We start from the raw sequence: 18334 nt of genomic DNA on the forward strand, positions 1-18334 counted from the left end.
ATCGGCATGCCGGAATTGGGCGAGGCTTTCAGCGACCGGCGCGACAGGAAGAAGGACGTCGTCATGATGTCGAACTTCCAGCCCTGCTTGCGGCAGATCGCCAGAGCGCGCGGGATGTTGGGCTGCTCCATATAGCCGAAGGTCAGCGTCACGCGCATGAACAGCTCGTTGACCGTTTCCAGCTTCACGCGTTCGCTGTCGGGCACAATCGGCTGAGGCGCCGTCACCACCGACAGGATGACGTTCTTTTCGTGCAGCACCTTGTAGTGCTTGAGGCTGTGCATCAGCGCCGTCGGCGCGCTCAGCGGATCACTGGTCAGGAACACCGCGGTACCCGACACCAGCTGCGGCTTCTTCTTCAGGAGGTTCGCCGCCAGGAAGTCGAGCGGGATCTCGTTGCGGCGGGTCTTCTCGAACAAATAACGGCTGCCGCGCACCCAGGTCCACATGCCGAGGATGATGGCGAAGGCGACTGCGAGCGAGGCCCAGCCGCCCTCGAACACCTTGACGATGTTGGAGGCAAAGAAGCCGATATCGATCAGCGCGAACATCGCAGTCAGCGCCGCCGCCAGCCAGATGTTCCATTTCCAGATGCGCGTCATGACGACGAACAGCAGCGTCGTCGTCACCAGCATGTTGCCGGTCACCGAGATGCCATAGGCCGAGGCGAGCTTGCCGGATTCGCCGAAACCGACCACGAGCAGCATCACGACGAGCGCGATCAGCATATTGACGCGCGGCATGTAAACCTGACCGGACTGCTTCTCCGACGTATGCAGGATTTCGAGCCGCGGCAGCATGTTGAGCTGCACCGCCTGCCTCGTCAGCGAATAGGCTCCGGAGATGACCGCCTGGCTGGCGATGACCGTCGCCGCCGCGGCCAGCACCACTATCGGGATCAGCGCCCAGCCCTCGTTCATCTCGAAGAACGGATGACCGACCGTGCCGCCCTTGGCGAGCACATAGGCGCCCTGCCCGGCATAGTTCAAAAGCAGGCACGGAAACACGATTGCCAGCCACGCCAGAACGATCGGCTTGCGACCGAAATGGCCGAGATCGGCGTAGAGCGCCTCGGCGCCGGTAACGGCCAGGAAGACCGCGCCGACGGTCACGAAAGACACGTCGGGCGAATTGATGAAGAAAGCCACGATGTAATGCGGGCTTATCGCCCAAAGGATTTCCGGATCCGTGATGATGTGCTTCAACCCCGAGAGACCGATGGCAAGGAACCAGAGGGCGGTGACCGGGCCGAACACCAGGCCGACGCCACCCGTGCCGAAGCGCTGGACAGCAAACAGCATCGCAAGGATCAAAAGGGTCAGCGGCACGACATAGGGCTGGAAGGCCGGTGTGACGACATTCATGCCTTCGACCGCCGACAGCACCGAGATGGCGGGCGTTATCACCGCGTCGCCGAAGAACAGCGACGCCCCCACGATGCCGATGCCAAGCACGATCGCCGAGCGCGCCGGGAAGGTGCCGCGCGCCAGCGCCATCAGCGACAGCACGCCGCCCTCGCCGCGATTGTCGGCGCGCAGCACGAACATGATGTATTTGATGGTGACGGTTATCGTCAGCGACCAGATGATCAGCGATAGCACGCCCAGGATGTCGGCGCGATTGGCGACGTCGCCGCCGGACGAGGCATGCAATGCCTCGCGGAACGCGTAGATCGGGCTGGTGCCGATGTCGCCATAGACGACGCCCAGCGCCCCAAGCATCAGCACCTTGGTGCTGTGCTGCCCGATTTCCGCGTGGCTCGACTGGTCGGCGGGTTCTGCCTCAGCACCGTTGGCAAGGGCCATGGACGACACTCCGATAAAAACGCGCGGTGCTCTACGCTTGCTGCAGTGCAATATCAAGTGCCCCTGCGTGAGGGCTCCCATGCCGCCGGTGCACGGCTTTCAGTATACGGAACGGCTGGGCTTGTTCATACAATGGAAATCGGTCTCATTCAGATGGCGACCTGCGTGCCGATCTCGACGACCCGTCCGGTCGGAATCTGGAAATACTCCGTCGCGTCCGCGGCTGAGCGCGCAAGGCTGATGAACAGCCTGTCCTGCCACACCGGCATGCCGGAATTGGGCGAGGCTTTCAGCGACCGGCGCGACAGGAAGAAGGACGTCGTCATGATGTCGAACTTCCAGCCCTGCTTGCGGCAGATCGCCAGAGCGCGCGGGATGTTGGGCTGCTCCATATAGCCGAAGGTCAGCGTCACGCGCATGAACAGCTCGTTGACCGTTTCCAGCTTCACGCGTTCGCTGTCGGGCACCACCGGCTGCGGCGCCGTCACCACCGACAGGATGACGTTCTTTTCGTGCAGCACCTTGTAGTGCTTGAGGCTGTGCATCAGCGCCGTCGGCGCGCTGAGCGGATCGCTGGTCAGGAACACCGCGGTACCCGACACCAGCTGCGGCTTTTTCTTCAGGAGGTTCGCAGCCAGGAAGTCGAGCGGAATCTCGTTGCGGCGGGTCTTGTCGAACAAGTACCGGGTGCCGCGGATCCAGGTCCACATGATCAGCCCCATGAGAGAGGCGACCGTGATCGACACCCAGCCGCCCTCGACGACCTTGACGACATTGGCCGAGAAGAAGCCGAGATCGATGATGCCGAAGAGCACCACCAGCGCCAGCGCGAGCGCCAACTGCCACTTCCACAGCCAGCGCATCACCACGAACAAAAGCACGGTCGTCATCAGCATCTCGCCGGTCACCGAAATGCCGTAGGCGGCGGCCAGCGCGCTCGAACTGCCGAAGCCGACGACCAGAAGCATCACGCCGAGCGCCACCAGCAGATTGACCCGCGGCATGTAGATCTGGCCGCTCTGCATCTCGGATGTGTGCTGCACCTCGATGCGCGGCAGAAGGTTGAGCTGCACGGCCTGCCTGGTCAGCGAGAAGGCGCCGGAAATGACAGCCTGGCTGGCGATGACGGTGGCCGCCGTCGCCAGGCCGACCATCGGCATCAATGCCCATTCCGGCAGCATCTGGAAGAACGGGTTGGTCGGCTTGCCGCCATGCGAGAGCACGAAGGCGCCCTGACCGAAATAATTCAGCAGCAGGCAAGGAAACACGACGGCAAACCACGCCATCACGATCGGCTTGCGGCCGAAATGGCCGAGGTCGACATAAAGCGCCTCGGCGCCGGTGACCGCCAGGAATACCGCGCCGACGGTGACGAAGGCGCCTGTCGGCGTGGTGGCAAGATAGTAGATCGCGTAATACGGATTGATCGCCAAGAAGACGGATGGATCGTCGACGACGTGATAAAGGCCAGCCGCGCCGATGGCCACGAACCATGTCGCCGTCACCGGTCCGAACACGGCCGCAACTTTGCCGGTGCCGAAGCGCTGCACGGCGAAAAGCACCGCCAGGATGACCAGCGTGATCGGAACCACAAAGGCATCGAGCGCCGGCGTGACGACTTCCAGGCCTTCGACAGCCGACAGCACCGAGATCGCCGGGGTGATGATCGAGTCGCCGAGGAACAACGCCGCGCCGCAAAGGCCGACCACCAGGATGAGCCTTGAGCCGGGGGGATAGGCGCTGCGTGCCAGCGCCATCAGCGACAGCGTGCCGCCCTCGCCCTTGTTGTCGGCCCTGAGCACGAAGGCGACATATTTGATCGTGACGATGATCGTCAGCGCCCAGACGATCAGCGACAGCACGCCGAGCACGTCATGGCGGGCAACCGAGCTCGACGAAGCATGCAGCGCCTCGCGGAAGGCGTAGATCGGGCTCGTGCCAATATCGCCATAGACGACGCCCAGCGCGCCGAGCATGAGGACCTTGGTGCTGTGGTGCCGGTCGGTTTCGCCACGGCTCGAGCGTTCGAGGGATTCTGTTTCGCCTGCGTTGGCTAGCACCATGAACCCCGCATCACCGGATTCGCCACGCTCCGAGGTCGCCGCAATGCGCGGGACGCACCAAAACCGCCGAAACTAGGCAAGCCGCCCTACCATCCGCAGGCCTTCAAGAACCGCCCGACCGTGCCGGCCATGCCATACTCCAGCGCATCCGCTGTCAACCCATGTCCGATCGATACTTCGGCCAATGCCGGGATGCGTCTGGCCAATGCTGGCAGGTTCTGCACGGTCAGATCGTGGCCGGCATTGACGCCAAGCCCGGCCGCGAATGCCGCATCCGCGGTTTTTCCCAATCGTTCCAGTTCTTTCGCCGCCTTTGTGGAATCGGAATGAAAGCCGCCATAGGGGCCGGTATAGAGCTCGATACGGTCGGCGCCGGTATCGCGGGCCGCATTTATCCCCTGCGGGTCCGCGTCGGAAAACAGCGACACGCGCAACCCGCTTTTCTTCAATCGCCTGACGATCGGTGTGAGGAACGCTGCCTGGGCAACGAAGTTCCAGCCATGGTCGGATGTCGCCTGCGCCGGATCGTCCGGCACCAGCGTCACCTGCTCGGGCTGGTTCTTCTCGACAAGTGCCAGGAAATCCTCGCTCGGATAGCCCTCGATGTTGAATTCCGCCTTCGGAAACTCATCGTCGATCAGCGCCCTGATCTCGGGCAGGTCGGAATGCCTTGTGTGTCGCTCGTCAGGCCTGGGATGCACCGTCAGCCCATGCGCGCCGGCGGCGAGTGCGAGGCGGCCAATGCCGATGACGCTCGGCCACGGCAGATCGCGGCGATTGCGCAGCATGGCGATGGCATTGAGGTTGACCGAAAGCTTCGCGGGCATAAAACGGCGTCCAGTGGATCGGCGCGCATCTATACCGCCTTTCCAGGGAACAGATAGAGGGTTTCGGGTGTTCCAAGGGATGGATGGTGGCTAAGACAAGGATTTGCCAGTGAATTTCCTTGAAGCCGTGCCGGCGATCCGCCGCATCGATACCAACCGCGACGCGCTCTTCGCCATAGACGTCGTCGGCGATGTCTCGCCGGCCGACGCGGAAAACCTGTTCGGCCTGCTCGAGGCCGCCTATGCGCTGCATCCGAGGATCGACGTGCTGGTGCGGCTGACGGACGCGGAAAGCGTCGACTGGGCCAATATTTCGCCCGACACGCTCAAGCAAGGCGTGGCCGACGCCATGGAACATGTCGTGCGCTGCGCGGCCATAGGCGAGCCGAGTTGGGCCTCCCTCGTCGCCGGCGTCTTCCCGAAAACGTTGCCTGTCGAAGTCAGACGCTTCGATGTCGACGATGAGGAAGCCGCCTGGCAGTGGCTTGGTGCAAGGCCGACATGACATTCGCCGACGTCAGCGCACGACCGTCAGCCGCTCGGCGGCGCGGGTAATGGCCGTATAAAGCCAGCGCTGCCTGGTTTCCTTGAAGGCCCAGCTCTCGTCGAACAGCACGACGTCGTTCCACTGCGAGCCCTGCGCCTTGTGCACGGTCAGCGCATAGCCATAATCGAAATCGTCGAAACGCTTCTTCTGCTGCCAGGGGATCTCGGCGTCCGGGTCCTCGAACGCAGCCTTGAGCAGCTTGATCTTGGCGACGCCGCGGTCGGGATCGTCCTCTTCCGGCGAGACAAGAAGGTTGATGCCGGGCTTCACCGTCTCGCGCGAAGACGTCATCACCTTCCACAGCGAGCCGTTGAGCAGCCCCTTGGCCGGGTCGTTGCGCAGGCAGACCAGCTTGTCGCCGGCCTGCGGAAAATCAGCATTGAAACCCTTCAGCTCGCGCAGCCTTTGATTGTAGCGACGGCGCGTGCGGTTGGTGCCGACCAGCACCTGGTCGGCCTTGAGCACCAGATCCTGGTTGACGCCGTCCCTGCCGATCACCTGCGCCGTGCCGTAATTGCCATGCATGAATTCGCGACCCTCGCGCACGTCGAGCGCCAGCCGGATGATCGGATTGTCGCGCGCCTGGCGGTGGATTTCGGTCAAAAGCACATCCGGTTCGTGCTCGGTGAAGAAGCCGCCGCCCGAGATCGGCGGCAGCTGCGCCGGATCGCCAAGCACCAGGATCGGCGTGCCGAAACTCTGCAGATCGCGGCCGAGCTGCTCGTCGACCATCGAGCATTCGTCGATGACGACGAGCTTGGCTCGCGCAATCGGGCTTTGCCGGTTGAGTGAAAAGGTCGGCGACATCGAGGTCTTGCCGGTCACCTCGTCCTCGACTGATTCCTCGCCCTTCGGCCTATAGATCAACGAATGGATGGTGCGGGCGTTGGTCGCCCCTTTCGAGCGCAGCACCTGCGCTGCCTTGCCGGTGAAGGCGGCGAACTGCACTTGACCGTCGACATGCTCGGCGAAATAGCGCGCCAGCGTCGTCTTGCCGGTGCCGGCATAGCCGAACAGGCGAAAGACCTGCGGCCGGCCCTCTTTGAGCCAGCGCCCGACCGCCTTCAGAGCCTCGTCCTGTTGGGGAGAAAATTCCATCAGTGCGGCAGACCGGATTCGCGAGAGAAAGACAAGATTGGCCGTCACACCGACCGTGTCAGTGGCAATCACAAGCGCCTCCGACAAGTCAGGCTATCAGCCGCAAACCAGAACGTAAAGAGAACAAGATAACCTATCGCCTTGCGCGCGGATCATTCTCCAGCAGGATCGGCTTGCCATGCGGCGTGGCGTGCGCGGCGCGTTCCCAGGCGGCGGCGAGCGCATCGACATCATTCTTGCCGGCGACGCCCTTCCGGGACAAAAGCGTTTCCAGCGCCGCCAGCCAATGTTCGTAATAGTCATGCCCGTCGCTCGCCGCGCCAGGTTGCTTCACCTCGGCCGACAAGGCCTCCGCCCATTCGCTCCACGAAAACAGGCCCTTGCCGTGCAACGCAACCGTCAGGGCAAAGGCTTCGGCCTGCCACGGCTCGGCGAACACAGGCCCGTCGAATCCTGCCGGCAAGGCGCCTTCATGCCGGCTCAAGATAACTCTCCCAGGCGTCGATCGAGACGCTGAGCGTCGGATCGGCGCCCTCGCCCCAGATCTCCGGTCCGTCGAACACGACCGTATAGACCCATTGTGGGTTCTCGCCCTGGCCATGCGCGTTGCTGTCGGGGAAGACGAAGCCGTCGCGCACCGCCTCGATCGTCCCGTTCCTGCCGCGCGCGTAGCGCGGCAGGCGCGTATGGCCGGTCGGGTTGAAATTCTTCGTCCGCACCCGGTCGCCCGCTTGGAACCGAGCCGGCGTGGCGACCGGCCGGTCGCACGGCCCGCCCTTGGCGAGCACGGCCGGCACATCAGCAGCCTTCAGCACTCTCTTCGGCGTCGCGGCCGCATCGACCGCCTTGCCGGCGGCAAGGTCGCGCTCTGTGACGAAGCCGTGGCGTTTCAAGAGCGTTTCCAGCGCCTTGATCCAGATCTGATAGTAACTCGACGAATAGTAGTCGGCCGGATGCAGCGATTCCCGCGCATGCCGGCTTTCGTCGATATTCCACGCCCCCATGCCGCCGGCGGTAAGCGTCACGCCCAGCGCCCGCCGCTCCCAGGCGGCGTGGAAATAAGGCTCGTCCTTCTCGGGCGCGACTGGCCCGAAGCCCATCTGCCCGCCGAGATCCTGCGGCCCGTTCATGCCGGCTCCCCTTCCGGTTCCTTGGCCAGCGCGGTGCCGATCATCGCGTCGCGGCTGACCAGTCCGGCGAGATGTTCCTCGCTCCAGCCCTCGGTGCCTTTCGGCCGCATCGGCACCACGAGGTAGCGAAGCTCGGCGGTGGAATCCCACACGCGGATCTTCTTCTCGGCCGGCAGCGTCAGCCCGAACTCCTCGAGCACGCCGCGCGGATCGATCACCGCCCGCGATCGGTAAGGCGGCGCCTTGTACCAGACCGGCGGCAGGCCAAGTACCGACCACGGATAGCAGGAGCACAGCGTGCAGACGACGAGGTTGTGCGTCTCCTCGGTGTTGAACACCGCCTGCATATGCTCGCCCTGGCGCCCGGTATAGGAGAGCGACTCGATCGCGGCGGTAGCGTCGCGCTTGAGCCACTCGGCATAGGCCGGATCGTTCCACGCCTTCGCCACCACCCGCGCGCCATTGCGCGGACCGATCTTGGTCTCATAGGTATCGACGATGACGTCGATGGCCGCCGGATCGATCAGGCCCTTTTGGGTCAGGATCGTCTCCAGCGCGCGCACGCGCGCCGCGAACGGATCGAGCTCGTTGTCGTGGTCATTATCGTGGGTCATGAGGTCAGACTAGGATCGGCTGCCGTTGGCCGCAAGCGCGACGCCTTGGGCCAGTGGAACTGGAGCGAAACTGAGGCTTCGCTCCAGGCTTGTTTTCTGAGGCACGATCTTGTCCGAAAAGTCTGCAACTTTTCGGGATCATGCTTCTACTCGGCCGCCACCTTCTTCGGCTCTGCCTCTCCGTCAAACAGCGAGGCTTGCTCGCCGCCTTCCACCACTTCCAGTGCCGGCTTGTTCCTTCTCGAGGAGAAGCTGAGCAACCAGCCGGAGAAGTTTTCGAAATAGACGTAGATCACCGGCGTGACGAACAGCGTCAGCGCCTGCGAGGCGAGCAGGCCGCCGACCACCGCGACGCCGAGCGGCTGGCGAAGCTCAGCGCTGGCGCCGGTGCCGAGCGCGATCGGGAATGTGCCCATGAGCGCGGCCAGCGTCGTCATCATGATCGGCCGGAAACGCATCAGGCAGGCCTTGTGGATGGACTCCTTCGCCGACATGCCCTGTCGCCGAAGCTCCAGCGCGACATCGACCATCATGATGCCGTTCTTCTTGACGATGCCGATCAGCATCAGGATGCCGATCACCGCGATCACCGAAAGATCCATGCCGGCGAAGCGAAGCGCCACCACTGCGCCCAGCACCGCCGACGGCAGGCCGGTGAGGATGGTGAGCGGATGGATGAAGCTCTCATAGAGCATGCCGAGCACGATGTAGATCGTCAGGATGGCGCCGCCGATCAGCAAGCCCTGGTTGGCCAGCGAGTCCTGGAAGGTCTTGGCGGTGCCGGCGAAGCTGGTCGAGATCGCCGTCGGCATGCCGATCTGTTCCTTGAGCTGATCGATGCGGGTCACCGTATCGCCGAGCGAAACACCCTGCGGCAGATTGTAAGAGATCGTCACCGCCGGCAGCTGTCCAAGCTGGTTGACCGTCAAGGCGCCGGCCGTGCGGTCGACACGGGCGAAGGCGCCAAGCGGCACCAGACTGCCGCTCGCCGTCCTCACCTGGATGGCCAGCATATGTTCGGGCGACCACTCGATCTTGGGATCGAGTTCGGTGATAACTTGATAGCTGTCGGCCGAACCGAAGATCGTCGATACCTGGTCGGTGCCGAAGCCGCCATAGAGGGCCGAACGCAGCGTGCTGGTGTCGATGCCGAGCTGGGCTGCCTTGTCCCGGTCGACCACCAGCGATGCCTGCAAGGCGTTGTTCTGCAAATCGCTGGTGACATCGGTGAAGTTCGTATGGTCGGCCGCCATCGCATCATTCAACTTCTGCGCCCACATATCCGTCTGGCGGGTATCGAGCCCCTGGACCACGAGCTGATAGGCGCTGGCCGACGACCGCGAGCCCAGCCTGAGGTTCTGCACAGGCTGCATATAGGTCTCGATGCCCGCCACGCCGGCGAGCTGGCGCCTCAGATCCGCGAGCACCTTCTCGATGTTGGGACGCTGGTCCTTGCCCTTGAGCTGGACGAAGAGCTGCCCCTGGTTGAGCGCGTTGTTGCCGCTGCCCGCCGACCACGCCACATGATCGACATAGGGCGACTTCGAGAACACGCTGGCCACCTGGCCTTGCAGCTTCGCCATGGCATCGAACGAGATGTCCTGGCGCGCGATCGTCGTCACCGAGATCTGGCCGATATCCTCCTGCGGAAAGAAGCCCTTCGGCGAAACCTGGATCACCCACACCGACGCCGCGGCAGTGGTGATGAAGACCAGGAAGATCAGGAAGGTATGGCGCAGGCAGAAGCTCAAGAGCCAATCATAGGCGCGGGTAACGATGTCATGCCTGCCGGCGCCATGCGCCTCGCGATCCGCCTTCGTCACCGACAACAGCCGCGAGCAAAGCATGGGCGTCAGCGTCAGCGAGACGAACATGGAAGCCAGGATGGCGACGGTCACGACGACGGCGAATTCGTTGAAGATGCGGCCGATGACGCCGCCCATCAAAAGCACCGGGATGAACACCGCCACCAGCGAGATCGAGATCGAGATGATGGTGAAGCCGATCTCGCGCGCACCCTTCAACGACGCGTCGAAGGCCGAGAGCCCGTCCTCCTCCATGTGGCGGAAGATGTTTTCCAGCATGACAATGGCGTCGTCAACGACGAGGCCGACGGCCAAAGTCAGTCCCATCAGCGAGATGTTGTCGATGGAAAAGCCGAACAGGAACATCGCGCCGAGCGTGGCGATCAGCGAGATCGGCACGGCCACCGCCGGGATGATCGTCGCCGTTATTCTGCGCAGGAAGACGAAGATCACCATCACCACGAGCGCGATGGTCAACAGCAGCGTAAACTGAACGTCGTCGACGGCTTGGCGGATCGAGGTCGAGCGGTCGTTGAGCAGCTTGATCGAGGCCGCCGCCGGCATCTGGTCCTGGAAGGACGGCAGCATCGCCTTGACCTTGTCGACGACATCGACAGTGTTGGCGTCGGGTTGGCGCTGCACGGCCATGATGATCGCGCGCGTGCCGTCGTACCAGCTCGCGGTGGTCGTGGTCTGCACGGAATCGACGACCCGCGTCACCTCGCCCAGCCGCACCGGATGGCCGTTCTTGGTGGCGATGATGAGGTTGGAGAAGCCGGCGGCGTTGGTCAGCTGCGTGTTGGCGGTGATCGTCAGCTGCTGCTTGTTGTTCTGCAGCACGCCGAGCGGCGTGTTGCTGTTGGCCGAGGCGACGGCCGCCTGCAGCTGGTCGATGGAGATGCCGCGCGCGGCCAACGCCGTCGGATCGATCTGGATGCGTACGGCATATTTCTGCTGGCCGAAGATCGACACCTGGGCCACGCCGTCGATGGTCGAAAGCGACGGCGAGATGACGTTTTCGGCGAAGGCGTCGAGATCGGTCAGCGGGACCGTGTCGCTGACCAGCGACATCAAGAGGATCGGCGCGTCGGCCGGATTGACCTTGCGATAGCTAGGTGGCGAGGTCATTTCCGGCGGCAGCGACTTTTGCGCGCGCGCGATCGCCGCCTGGACATCCGCCGCCGCGGCGTCGATGTCACGGTTGAGCACGAACTGGATGGCGATCGAAGTCTGGCCAAGCGAGTTGGTGGTCGAGATCGAATCGATGCCGGCGATCGTCGCGAATTGCTTGATCAGCGGCGTCGCCACCGATGTCGCCATCGTCTCCGGCGAAGCGCCGGGCAGGCTGGCCGAAACATTGACCACCGGAAATTCGGCGCTGGGCAGCGCCGCCACCGGCAGGAACTTATAGGCAAAAATACCGCCCAGAATCAGGGCGAGCGACATCAGCAGCGTGGCGACGGGCCTGCGAATGCAGAATTCGGAAATCATTGGCTCGCCCCGCCGGCCTTGTCTGCCTCGGCGACCTTGGGCGATGCCTGGTCACCGGATCCGGCAGCCTTGCCTTCATGCACCGCCGCGCCGTTTTTCAATCGTGTCTGGCCTTCGACGACGACCTTCTCGCCGCTCTTGAGACCATCGCTAATGGCGCTGTTTTGCCCCTCCGTCAGCGCCACCTGCACCGGACGCATCTCGACGGTGTTGTCCGGCTTGACGACATAGACGAACGGGCCCTTCTGGCTGGGCTGCACCGCCACCGTCGGCACCGAGGTCATGTGCGGCATCGTGCCGGCGTCGAGCACCACATTCACATATTGCCCCGGCCACAGCGAAAGATCCGGGTTCGGGATGCTGGCCCGCGTGGCGATAGTGCCGGAAGCGGTATCGACGCTGGAATCGACGAAGTCGAGCGTGCCCTTGCCGATCGGCGTCGGATCGCCGTCCTTGGTCAGCGTCACGTCGCCTTGCTGCGGGTCGGCCAGCGCCTTGTGCAGCAGGGCAAGGTTGCTTTCCGGCAGCGTGAAATTAACCTGCAGTGGATCCATCTGCGTGATGGTGACCAGCGGCGTCGAGCTGCTGGAGTTGCCATTGCTTGTGGTGACGAGATCGCCGACCGACACATTGACGGCGCCCAGCCGGCCCGCGATCGGCGCCGCGATGGTCGCATAGCTCAATTGCACGGTATCGGCGTCGATCGTCGCCTTGTCGGCGTCGATGGTGGCGGCCGCGGCTTTCTGCGCCGCCAGCGCCTGGTCGTAGGTCTGCTGCGTGCCCGCCTGCTTGGCGACGAGGTCCTTGGCGCGCTGCAGATCGGCCTGGGCGCTCACCAGCATCGCCTGGTCCTTGACCAGCGTCGCCTGGTCCTTGGTCAGTTGCGCCTTCAGCGCGCGGTCGTCGAGTTGGAACAGCACGTCGCCCGCCTTGACCATCTGCCCGTCCTTGACGTCGATGGAGACGATCTGGCTTGAAACCCGGGCATTGATGTTCACCACTGCCGGCGAGGAGACGAAGCCGATGGCATAGCGGCGGATCGGGAAATCGGCGGTCGTTGCGATGGCGGAGACGATCGAGGCCGAGCGCGGCCCGCCGCCTTTCGCATTGTCGCCCTTCGAATTGTCCGAAGCTTTGGCCGTCTTGTCGCCGGTGCCCGTCTTGTCCGTGGCGGTCGCGTCAGCCTGCTTGCCCGAAATCAGCTGCTGGACGCTGGCCAGCGTCGTGGGCGAATAGTAAAGCCCGGCGCACGCCAGGCAGGCGAGCGCTGCAACTGCAAAGGCGATTTTCCCGCGCATCGACAAACAAACCTTCTACCGACACGCCGATCCCGGTGGTCTATTTTAGCTCGATTCACGGCGCCTTGCCGCGATTTCGGCCGAATAGATAGGACAAGGCTTTGGCGGAAAAGGGCCAAAACACGGCATTACGAAGATTTAATGTGCAGTGCACAAAGGTTAGGCAGCCGGCTAACGTGCCGCGGCCGGACCGCTCGCCGGTCCGAAAAACAGCTCAGCGGAGCATCGGCCACAGCGTTGCGGCAAGCAACATACCCATGCCGATATTGAACCATTTCAACCGCACCGGATCCGACAGGAAACCGCGCAGCGCCGTGCCGAAGCCGGCCCAGACGGAGACGCTCGGCAGGTTGACGATGGTGAATGCGATCGAGATCAGCGCCACCGAGACGAATGGATGATCGGCGTTGGTGTAGACGGCCATCGCAGTGATGGCCATCACCCAGGCCTTGGGATTGACCCACTGGAAGGCAGCGGCGTCGATGAAGCGCATCGGCCGCCCCTCCGCCCCTTTTCCGTCGCTGATCGAGCGCGACATGGCAATCTTCCAGGCGAGATAAAGCAGATAGGCGGCGCCGGTGATTTTCAGCGCCGCATGCAGCGCGGGCAACGCCGTCAGCACCGCGCCGAGCCCGAACCCGACGGCAAGTAACAGGACCAGAAAGCCGATGCTGATGCCGAGCATGTGCGGAACCGTCCTGGCGATACCGAAATTGACGCCGGACGCGAGCAGCATGAGGTTGTTCGGCCCGGGCGTGATCGAAGTCACGAAGGCATAGACCAACAGGGCAAGGAATGCGTCGAACGACATGTAATCCTCCCGAATATGTCAGCCTTATTGTCCTTATTTAGCAAGCACACAAAAGCCACCGGCGGGGGACTGCCGGACCAGAGACAAGATTGAAAGGATGTGAGCTGTGCCCGCCTTGCTCACATGCCTTGCGGGCCGCGGTTCATCGCCGCCACGCCGGTGCGGCAGATCTCGACCAGGCCGAGCGGCTTCATGATGGCGATGAACTGGTCGAGCTTGGAGCCCTTGCCGGTGATCTCGAAGATGAAATGCTCTGTGTTGGCGTCGATGACCGAAGCGCGGAAGGCATCGGCGAGGCGGAGCGCCTCGACGCGGGCATCGCCGGTGCCGGCGACCTTGACCAGCGCGAGCTCGCGCTCCAGCGGCCGCTCCTGCCCGAGCTCACGCGAGCGGACGGAAAGGTCGACCACCCGGTGCACCGGAACGATGCGTTCGAGCTGGTTCTTGATCTGCTCCATCACATGCGGCGTGCCGCGCGTGACGATGGTGATGCGCGACAGATGCTTCTCGTGCTCGGTCTCGGAGACGGTGAGGCTCTCGATGTTGTAGCCGCGCCCGGAGAACAGGCCGATGACGCGGGCGAGCACCCCCGGCTCGTTGTCGACCAGCACGGAAAGCGTGTGCGTTTCCGGCTTCTCGGTTTCCTTGGCGATGAAATAGGCGGAGCCGGTCGGTTGAAGGTGCTGTGCGTTCATGACGTGAATCTCGATTTCAGACTTTTGAGCTAATTCTCTGTTTGCGCACGGCTTTCTCGCGACAGCCCGCCTTTGTGGCTGCTATGGATGGAGCATGATGTTGCCCGAAAACCGCTTCACACTTTTCGGCATCATGCCTAAACCAGTTCCCTGCCCTTGGCGTCGATGGCGTTGGCGACCGCCTCGTCGGTGGCCTCGTCGGGCAACAGCATCTCGTTATGCGCCTTGCCGGACGGGATCATCGGGAAGCAGTTGGCCAAGGTCGCCACGCGGCAGTCGAACAGCACCGGCTTCTTGACCGAGATCATCTCCCTGATCGCGTCGTCCAGCTCGTCCGGCCTGTCGCAGCGAATGCCGTGGCCGCCATAGGCCTCCGCCAGCTTGACGAAGTCGGGCATCGCCTCGGTGTAGGAATGCGACAGCCGGTTGCCGTGCAACAGCTGCTGCCACTGGCGCACCATGCCCATATACTGGTTGTTCAGGATGAAGATCTTGATCGGCGCCTCATATTGCACCGCCGAGCTCATCTCCTGCATCGTCATCTGCACCGAGGCGTCGCCGGCGATGTCGATGACCAGCGCGTCGGGATGCGCGATCTGCACGCCGAGCGCCGCCGGCAGGCCGTAACCCATCGTGCCCAGGCCGCCCGAGGTCATCCAGCGGTTCGGCTTGTCGAAGTGATAGTGCTGCGCCGCCCACATCTGGTGCTGGCCCACCTCGGTAGTGATGTAGGTGTCCATGTCCTTGGTCAGCGCATAGAGCCGCTGGATCGCGTATTGCGGCATGATCACGTCGTTGTTCATCTTGTAGGCGAGCGAGTCCCGCGCGCGCCATTTCGCGATCTGCTCCCACCACGGGTAAAGCGCCTTCTTGTCGGCCTTGGCGGCGGTCGCCCGCCACAGCCGCACCAGGTCCTCCAGCACGCGGCCGACATCGCCCAGAATCCCCACATCGGCGCGGACGTTCTTGTTGATCGAGGACGGATCGATATCGATGTGGATCTTCTTCGAGTTGGGCGAGAATGCGGTGAGCCGGCCGGTGATGCGGTCATCGAAGCGCGCGCCGATGCAGATCATTACGTCGCAATCATGCATGGCCATATTGGCTTCGTACGTGCCGTGCATGCCGAGCATGCCGACCCAGTTCTTGCCGGACGCCGGATAGGCGCCGAGACCCATCAGCGTCGAGGTGATCGGGAAGCCGGTGAGGTCGACCAGCTCGCGCAGCAGATGGCTGGCTTCCGGACCGGAGTTGATGACGCCGCCACCCGAATAGATGATCGGCTTCTTCGCGCCGGCCATCAGCTCGACCGCTGCCTTGACCTTTTCCAGGTCGCCCTGGACCTTCGGCTGATAGCTGGTGCGCGGCGCCGTCTGCGGCGGCACATAGGTGCCCTTGGCGAACTGCACGTCCTTCGGAATGTCGACCACGACTGGACCGGGGCGGCCGGTCGTCGCGACATGGAAGGCTTCATGGATTGTGGCGGCGAGCTCGTTGACGTCCTTCACCAGCCAGTTGTGCTTGGTGCATGGCCGCGTGATGCCGACGGTATCGCATTCCTGGAAGGCGTCGGAGCCGATCAGCGAGGTCGGCACCTGGCCGGTGAGGCAGACCAGCGGAATGGAATCCATCAGCGCGTCCTGCAGTGGCGTCACCGCATTGGTGGCACCGGGGCCGGACGTCACCAGAAGCACGCCGGCCTTGCCGGTCGAGCGCGCATAGCCTTCGGCCGCGTGGCCGGCGCCCTGCTCGTGCCGGACCAGAATGTGCTCGACCTCGTCCTGCTGGAAAATTTCATCGTAGATCGGAAGGACCGCGCCGCCCGGATAGCCGAAGATATGCTTGACGCCGTTGTCCTTCAGCGCCTGCACCACCATCTCCGCGCCCGTCATTTCGCGCCGCTCGTTCTGTCCATTGCTCATCGGTCTGGTCCCGTACTGTCGCCATTTGGGCGTTGCTGGTCGTTTAGTTGGATTTCAGGCAATAAAAAAGGCCCCCGAGGGAGCCTGTGTGGTGCGCATGGGAGGTTTTCGCCCGGCGGTTACACCGCCTTGCCCACGCGCCAGCCTACGAGAATGAGTGCCGTTTTCATGGTCGCGGACACTAGAGGGGGGTATGGCAGCCTGTCAACGGCAAAAATGACGCCTTTGCGCCACTCGCCAGCTCAAGCCATTGAAAACGCGCCAAACTATTGGAGGGCGTGACGCGAAGGAGGTTTTGCCGAAATACTTTGCGCATGCCGGTAGCCATATCCGGCCACAGCGCTCACCCAAAGAAGCGATCACAAGCCCGGAGGAAACTGATGCTCGAGAGAACACCCACCACCAAGGCGCAAGCGCTGCTCGACAAGTTGGGCAAGGCGCTGGAAGCCGGCGACATCGACAGCGCCGTCAACTGCTTCCAGGCCGACTGCTACTGGCGCGACCTCGTCACATTCACCTGGAACCTGAAGACGATGGAAGGCCGCGACCAGGTTCGCGACATGCTCCAGGCGACGCTGGCCAACACCAAGCCGACCGGTTGGGCGGTAGCCGAAGGCGAGGAAGCGAGCGAGGATGGCGGCATCATCACCGCCTGGATCACCTTCGAGACGAATGTGGCGCGCGGCTTTGGCCTGGTGCGGTTCAAGGGCGACCTGATCTGGACGTTGCTCACCACGATGGCGGAGCTGAAAGGGCATGAGGAGAAAGCGGGCTTCACCCGCCCGCTCGGCGCCAAGCACGGCCACGGCAAGGGCCGCAAGACCTGGCGTGAGGAGCGCGACGACGAGATCGCCGAGCTCGGCCATACCAGGCAGCCTTATGTGGTGATCATCGGGGGCGGTCAGGGCGGCATCGCGCTCGGTGCAAGGCTGAAACAGCTCGGCTTGCCGGCCATCATCATCGAGAAGAACGAGCGTGCCGGAGACTCCTGGCGCAAGCGCTACAAGTCGCTCTGCCTGCACGACCCGGTCTGGTACGACCACCTCCCCTATATCGACTTCCCGAAGAACTGGCCGGTCTTCTCGCCGAAGGACAAGATCGGCGATTGGCTGGAGATGTACACCAAGGTGATGGAGCTGAACTACTGGTCCTCCACCACTGCGAAGTCGGCTAGATACGACGAAAAGGCCAACGAATGGACCGTTATCGTCGAACGCGACGGCAAGGAGATCGTGCTCAAGCCCAAGCAGCTGGTGCTGGCGACCGGCATGTCCGGCAAGGCGAACTGGCCGAAATACAAGGGCCAGGACATTTTCCAAGGCGAGCAGCAGCATTCCTCGACCCATCCCGGCCCGGACAAATACCGAGGCAAGAAGGTCGTGGTCATCGGCTCCAACAACTCGGCACATGACATCTGCGCCGCGCTATGGGAAGGCGGCGCCGACGTGACCATGGTGCAGCGCTCGTCCACCCATATCGTCAAATCCGACACCCTGATGGATATCGGCCTCGGCTCCCTCTATTCGGAGCAGGCGGTCGAGAACGGCATGACGACGCGCAAGGCCGACATGATCTTCGCCTCGCTGCCCTATCGCATTCTGCACGAATTCCAGATTCCGCTTTATCAGCAGATGAAGGAACGCGACGCGAAATTCTACGAGGACCTGGAGAAGGCCGGCTTCATGCTCGACTGGGGCGACGACAACTCAGGCCTGTTCATGAAATACCTACGCCGCGGCTCCGGCTATTACATCGATGTTGGCGCCTGCGACCTCGTCATCGATGGCTCGATCAAGCTGAAAAGCGGCCCGGGCGCTGCCGTGCAGGAACTGACGAAGACCGGCTTAAAATTCGTCGACGGCAGCGAATTGCCTGCCGATCTGGTGATCTACGCCACTGGCTACGGTTCGATGAACGGCTGGGCCGCCGACCTCATCTCACAAGAGGTGGCGGACAAGGTCGGCAAGGTCTGGGGCCTCGGCTCCTCCACCACCAAGGATCCAGGCCCATGGGAAGGCGAGCAGCGCAACATGTGGAAGCCGACGCAGCAGGAAGCGCTATGGTTCCACGGGGGCAACCTGCACCAGTCGCGGCACTATTCACAGTATCTGTCACTGCAGCTCAAAGCCAGGCAGGTCGGTCTGCCGACGCCGGTCTATGGGCTGCAGGAGGTTTATCACAAGGGGTAGTTGCTACCGTGCAAAAGACCCGCGCAGCGCTTCCGCCGC

The 18334-nt window shown here is 63.1% G+C and carries 14 protein-coding genes; 2 read left to right on the forward strand and 12 right to left on the reverse strand.

Features of this window, described 5'->3' with window-relative positions:
• From EN869_RS15535 to EN869_RS15545, 3 genes are all read right to left on the reverse strand, one after another.
• Positions 1–1805: potassium transporter Kup (locus EN869_RS15535; RefSeq protein ID WP_135859823.1), on the reverse strand; the 1805-nt coding region annotated here is incomplete at its 3' end.
• 149 nt (positions 1806–1954) lie between these two features.
• A complete protein-coding gene (locus tag EN869_RS15540) occupies positions 1955–3868 on the reverse strand; it encodes a potassium transporter Kup (RefSeq protein ID WP_127228841.1) in 1914 nt (637 codons plus the stop codon).
• 86 nt (positions 3869–3954) lie between these two features.
• On the reverse strand, positions 3955–4695 hold the full coding sequence (locus EN869_RS15545; protein ID WP_127228842.1) for a pyridoxine 5'-phosphate synthase: 741 nt from the start codon (positions 4693–4695) through the stop codon (positions 3955–3957).
• A gap of 109 nt (positions 4696–4804) precedes the next feature.
• Between EN869_RS15545 and EN869_RS15550 the strand changes: the two genes are divergently transcribed.
• Positions 4805–5200: an STAS/SEC14 domain-containing protein gene (locus EN869_RS15550; RefSeq protein WP_127228843.1), complete on the forward strand. Its 396-nt coding sequence runs from the start codon at positions 4805–4807 to the stop codon at positions 5198–5200.
• Positions 5201–5212: 12 nt separating this feature from the next.
• Here EN869_RS15550 and EN869_RS15555 read toward each other — a convergent pair whose 3' ends face one another.
• The 9 genes from EN869_RS15555 to EN869_RS15595 form a co-directional block, all read right to left on the reverse strand.
• Positions 5213–6340 (reverse strand): ATP-dependent RecD-like DNA helicase, encoded by a 1128-nt coding sequence (locus EN869_RS15555; RefSeq protein ID WP_127228953.1) that lies wholly within the window; start codon positions 6338–6340, stop codon positions 5213–5215.
• A gap of 133 nt (positions 6341–6473) precedes the next feature.
• Positions 6474–6824, reverse strand: coding sequence for a nitrile hydratase accessory protein (locus EN869_RS15560; RefSeq protein ID WP_127228844.1), 351 nt, complete (start codon positions 6822–6824; stop codon positions 6474–6476).
• Entirely contained in the window at positions 6811–7470 is a 660-nt protein-coding gene (nthB, locus tag EN869_RS15565) for a nitrile hydratase subunit beta (RefSeq protein ID WP_127228845.1), read from the reverse strand. The genes EN869_RS15560 and nthB overlap by 14 nt, the downstream gene beginning before the upstream one ends.
• Positions 7467–8084 (reverse strand): nitrile hydratase subunit alpha, encoded by a 618-nt coding sequence (nthA, locus tag EN869_RS15570; RefSeq protein ID WP_127228846.1) that lies wholly within the window; start codon positions 8082–8084, stop codon positions 7467–7469. Before nthA ends, nthB begins: the two co-directional genes overlap by 4 nt.
• 146 nt (positions 8085–8230) lie before the next feature.
• Positions 8231–11380, reverse strand: a complete 3150-nt coding sequence (locus EN869_RS15575; RefSeq protein WP_127228847.1) for an efflux RND transporter permease subunit — start codon at positions 11378–11380, stop codon at positions 8231–8233.
• Entirely contained in the window at positions 11377–12678 is a 1302-nt protein-coding gene (locus tag EN869_RS15580) for an efflux RND transporter periplasmic adaptor subunit (protein ID WP_127228848.1), read from the reverse strand. Before EN869_RS15580 ends, EN869_RS15575 begins: the two co-directional genes overlap by 4 nt.
• A gap of 214 nt (positions 12679–12892) precedes the next feature.
• Entirely contained in the window at positions 12893–13489 is a 597-nt protein-coding gene (locus EN869_RS15585) for a LysE family translocator (protein WP_127228849.1), read from the reverse strand.
• A 119-nt stretch (positions 13490–13608) separates the two neighbouring features.
• Positions 13609–14184 carry an acetolactate synthase small subunit gene (gene ilvN, locus EN869_RS15590; RefSeq protein ID WP_127228850.1) on the reverse strand — a complete coding sequence of 192 codons (576 nt, stop codon included), beginning with the start codon at positions 14182–14184 and terminating at the stop codon, positions 13609–13611.
• A gap of 137 nt (positions 14185–14321) precedes the next feature.
• Positions 14322–16106, reverse strand: coding sequence for an acetolactate synthase 3 large subunit (locus EN869_RS15595; protein WP_127228851.1), 1785 nt, complete (start codon positions 16104–16106; stop codon positions 14322–14324).
• 380 nt (positions 16107–16486) lie between these two features.
• Here EN869_RS15595 and EN869_RS15600 point away from each other — a divergent pair, with 380 nt between their 5' ends.
• Positions 16487–18295 (forward strand): NAD(P)/FAD-dependent oxidoreductase, encoded by a 1809-nt coding sequence (locus EN869_RS15600; RefSeq protein WP_127228852.1) that lies wholly within the window; start codon positions 16487–16489, stop codon positions 18293–18295.
• The last annotated feature ends 39 nt before the right edge of the window (positions 18296–18334 follow it).

Source organism: Mesorhizobium sp. M2D.F.Ca.ET.226.01.1.1 (assembly GCF_004022705.2).
In the GTDB taxonomy this organism is placed as follows: domain Bacteria; phylum Pseudomonadota; class Alphaproteobacteria; order Rhizobiales; family Rhizobiaceae; genus Mesorhizobium.

Excerpts from the sequence above, each read along its gene's own strand:
- EN869_RS15545 (WP_127228842.1), bottom strand. The coding sequence starts at position 4,695 with ATGCCCGCGAAGCTTTCGGTCAACCTCAATGCCATCGCCATGCTGCGC.
- EN869_RS15595 (WP_127228851.1), bottom strand. The coding sequence starts at position 16,106 with ATGAGCAATGGACAGAACGAGCGGCGCGAAATGACGGGCGCGGAGATG.
- EN869_RS15580 (WP_127228848.1), bottom strand. The coding sequence starts at position 12,678 with ATGCGCGGGAAAATCGCCTTTGCAGTTGCAGCGCTCGCCTGCCTGGCG.
- EN869_RS15540 (WP_127228841.1), bottom strand. The coding sequence starts at position 3,868 with ATGGTGCTAGCCAACGCAGGCGAAACAGAATCCCTCGAACGCTCGAGC.
- EN869_RS15600 (WP_127228852.1), top strand. The coding sequence starts at position 16,487 with ATGCTCGAGAGAACACCCACCACCAAGGCGCAAGCGCTGCTCGACAAG.
- EN869_RS15575 (WP_127228847.1), bottom strand. The coding sequence starts at position 11,380 with ATGATTTCCGAATTCTGCATTCGCAGGCCCGTCGCCACGCTGCTGATG.
- ilvN (WP_127228850.1), bottom strand. The coding sequence starts at position 14,184 with ATGAACGCACAGCACCTTCAACCGACCGGCTCCGCCTATTTCATCGCC.
- nthB (WP_127228845.1), bottom strand. The coding sequence starts at position 7,470 with ATGAACGGGCCGCAGGATCTCGGCGGGCAGATGGGCTTCGGGCCAGTC.
- nthA (WP_127228846.1), bottom strand. The coding sequence starts at position 8,084 with ATGACCCACGATAATGACCACGACAACGAGCTCGATCCGTTCGCGGCG.
- EN869_RS15585 (WP_127228849.1), bottom strand. The coding sequence starts at position 13,489 with ATGTCGTTCGACGCATTCCTTGCCCTGTTGGTCTATGCCTTCGTGACT.
- EN869_RS15555 (WP_127228953.1), bottom strand. The coding sequence starts at position 6,340 with ATGGAATTTTCTCCCCAACAGGACGAGGCTCTGAAGGCGGTCGGGCGC.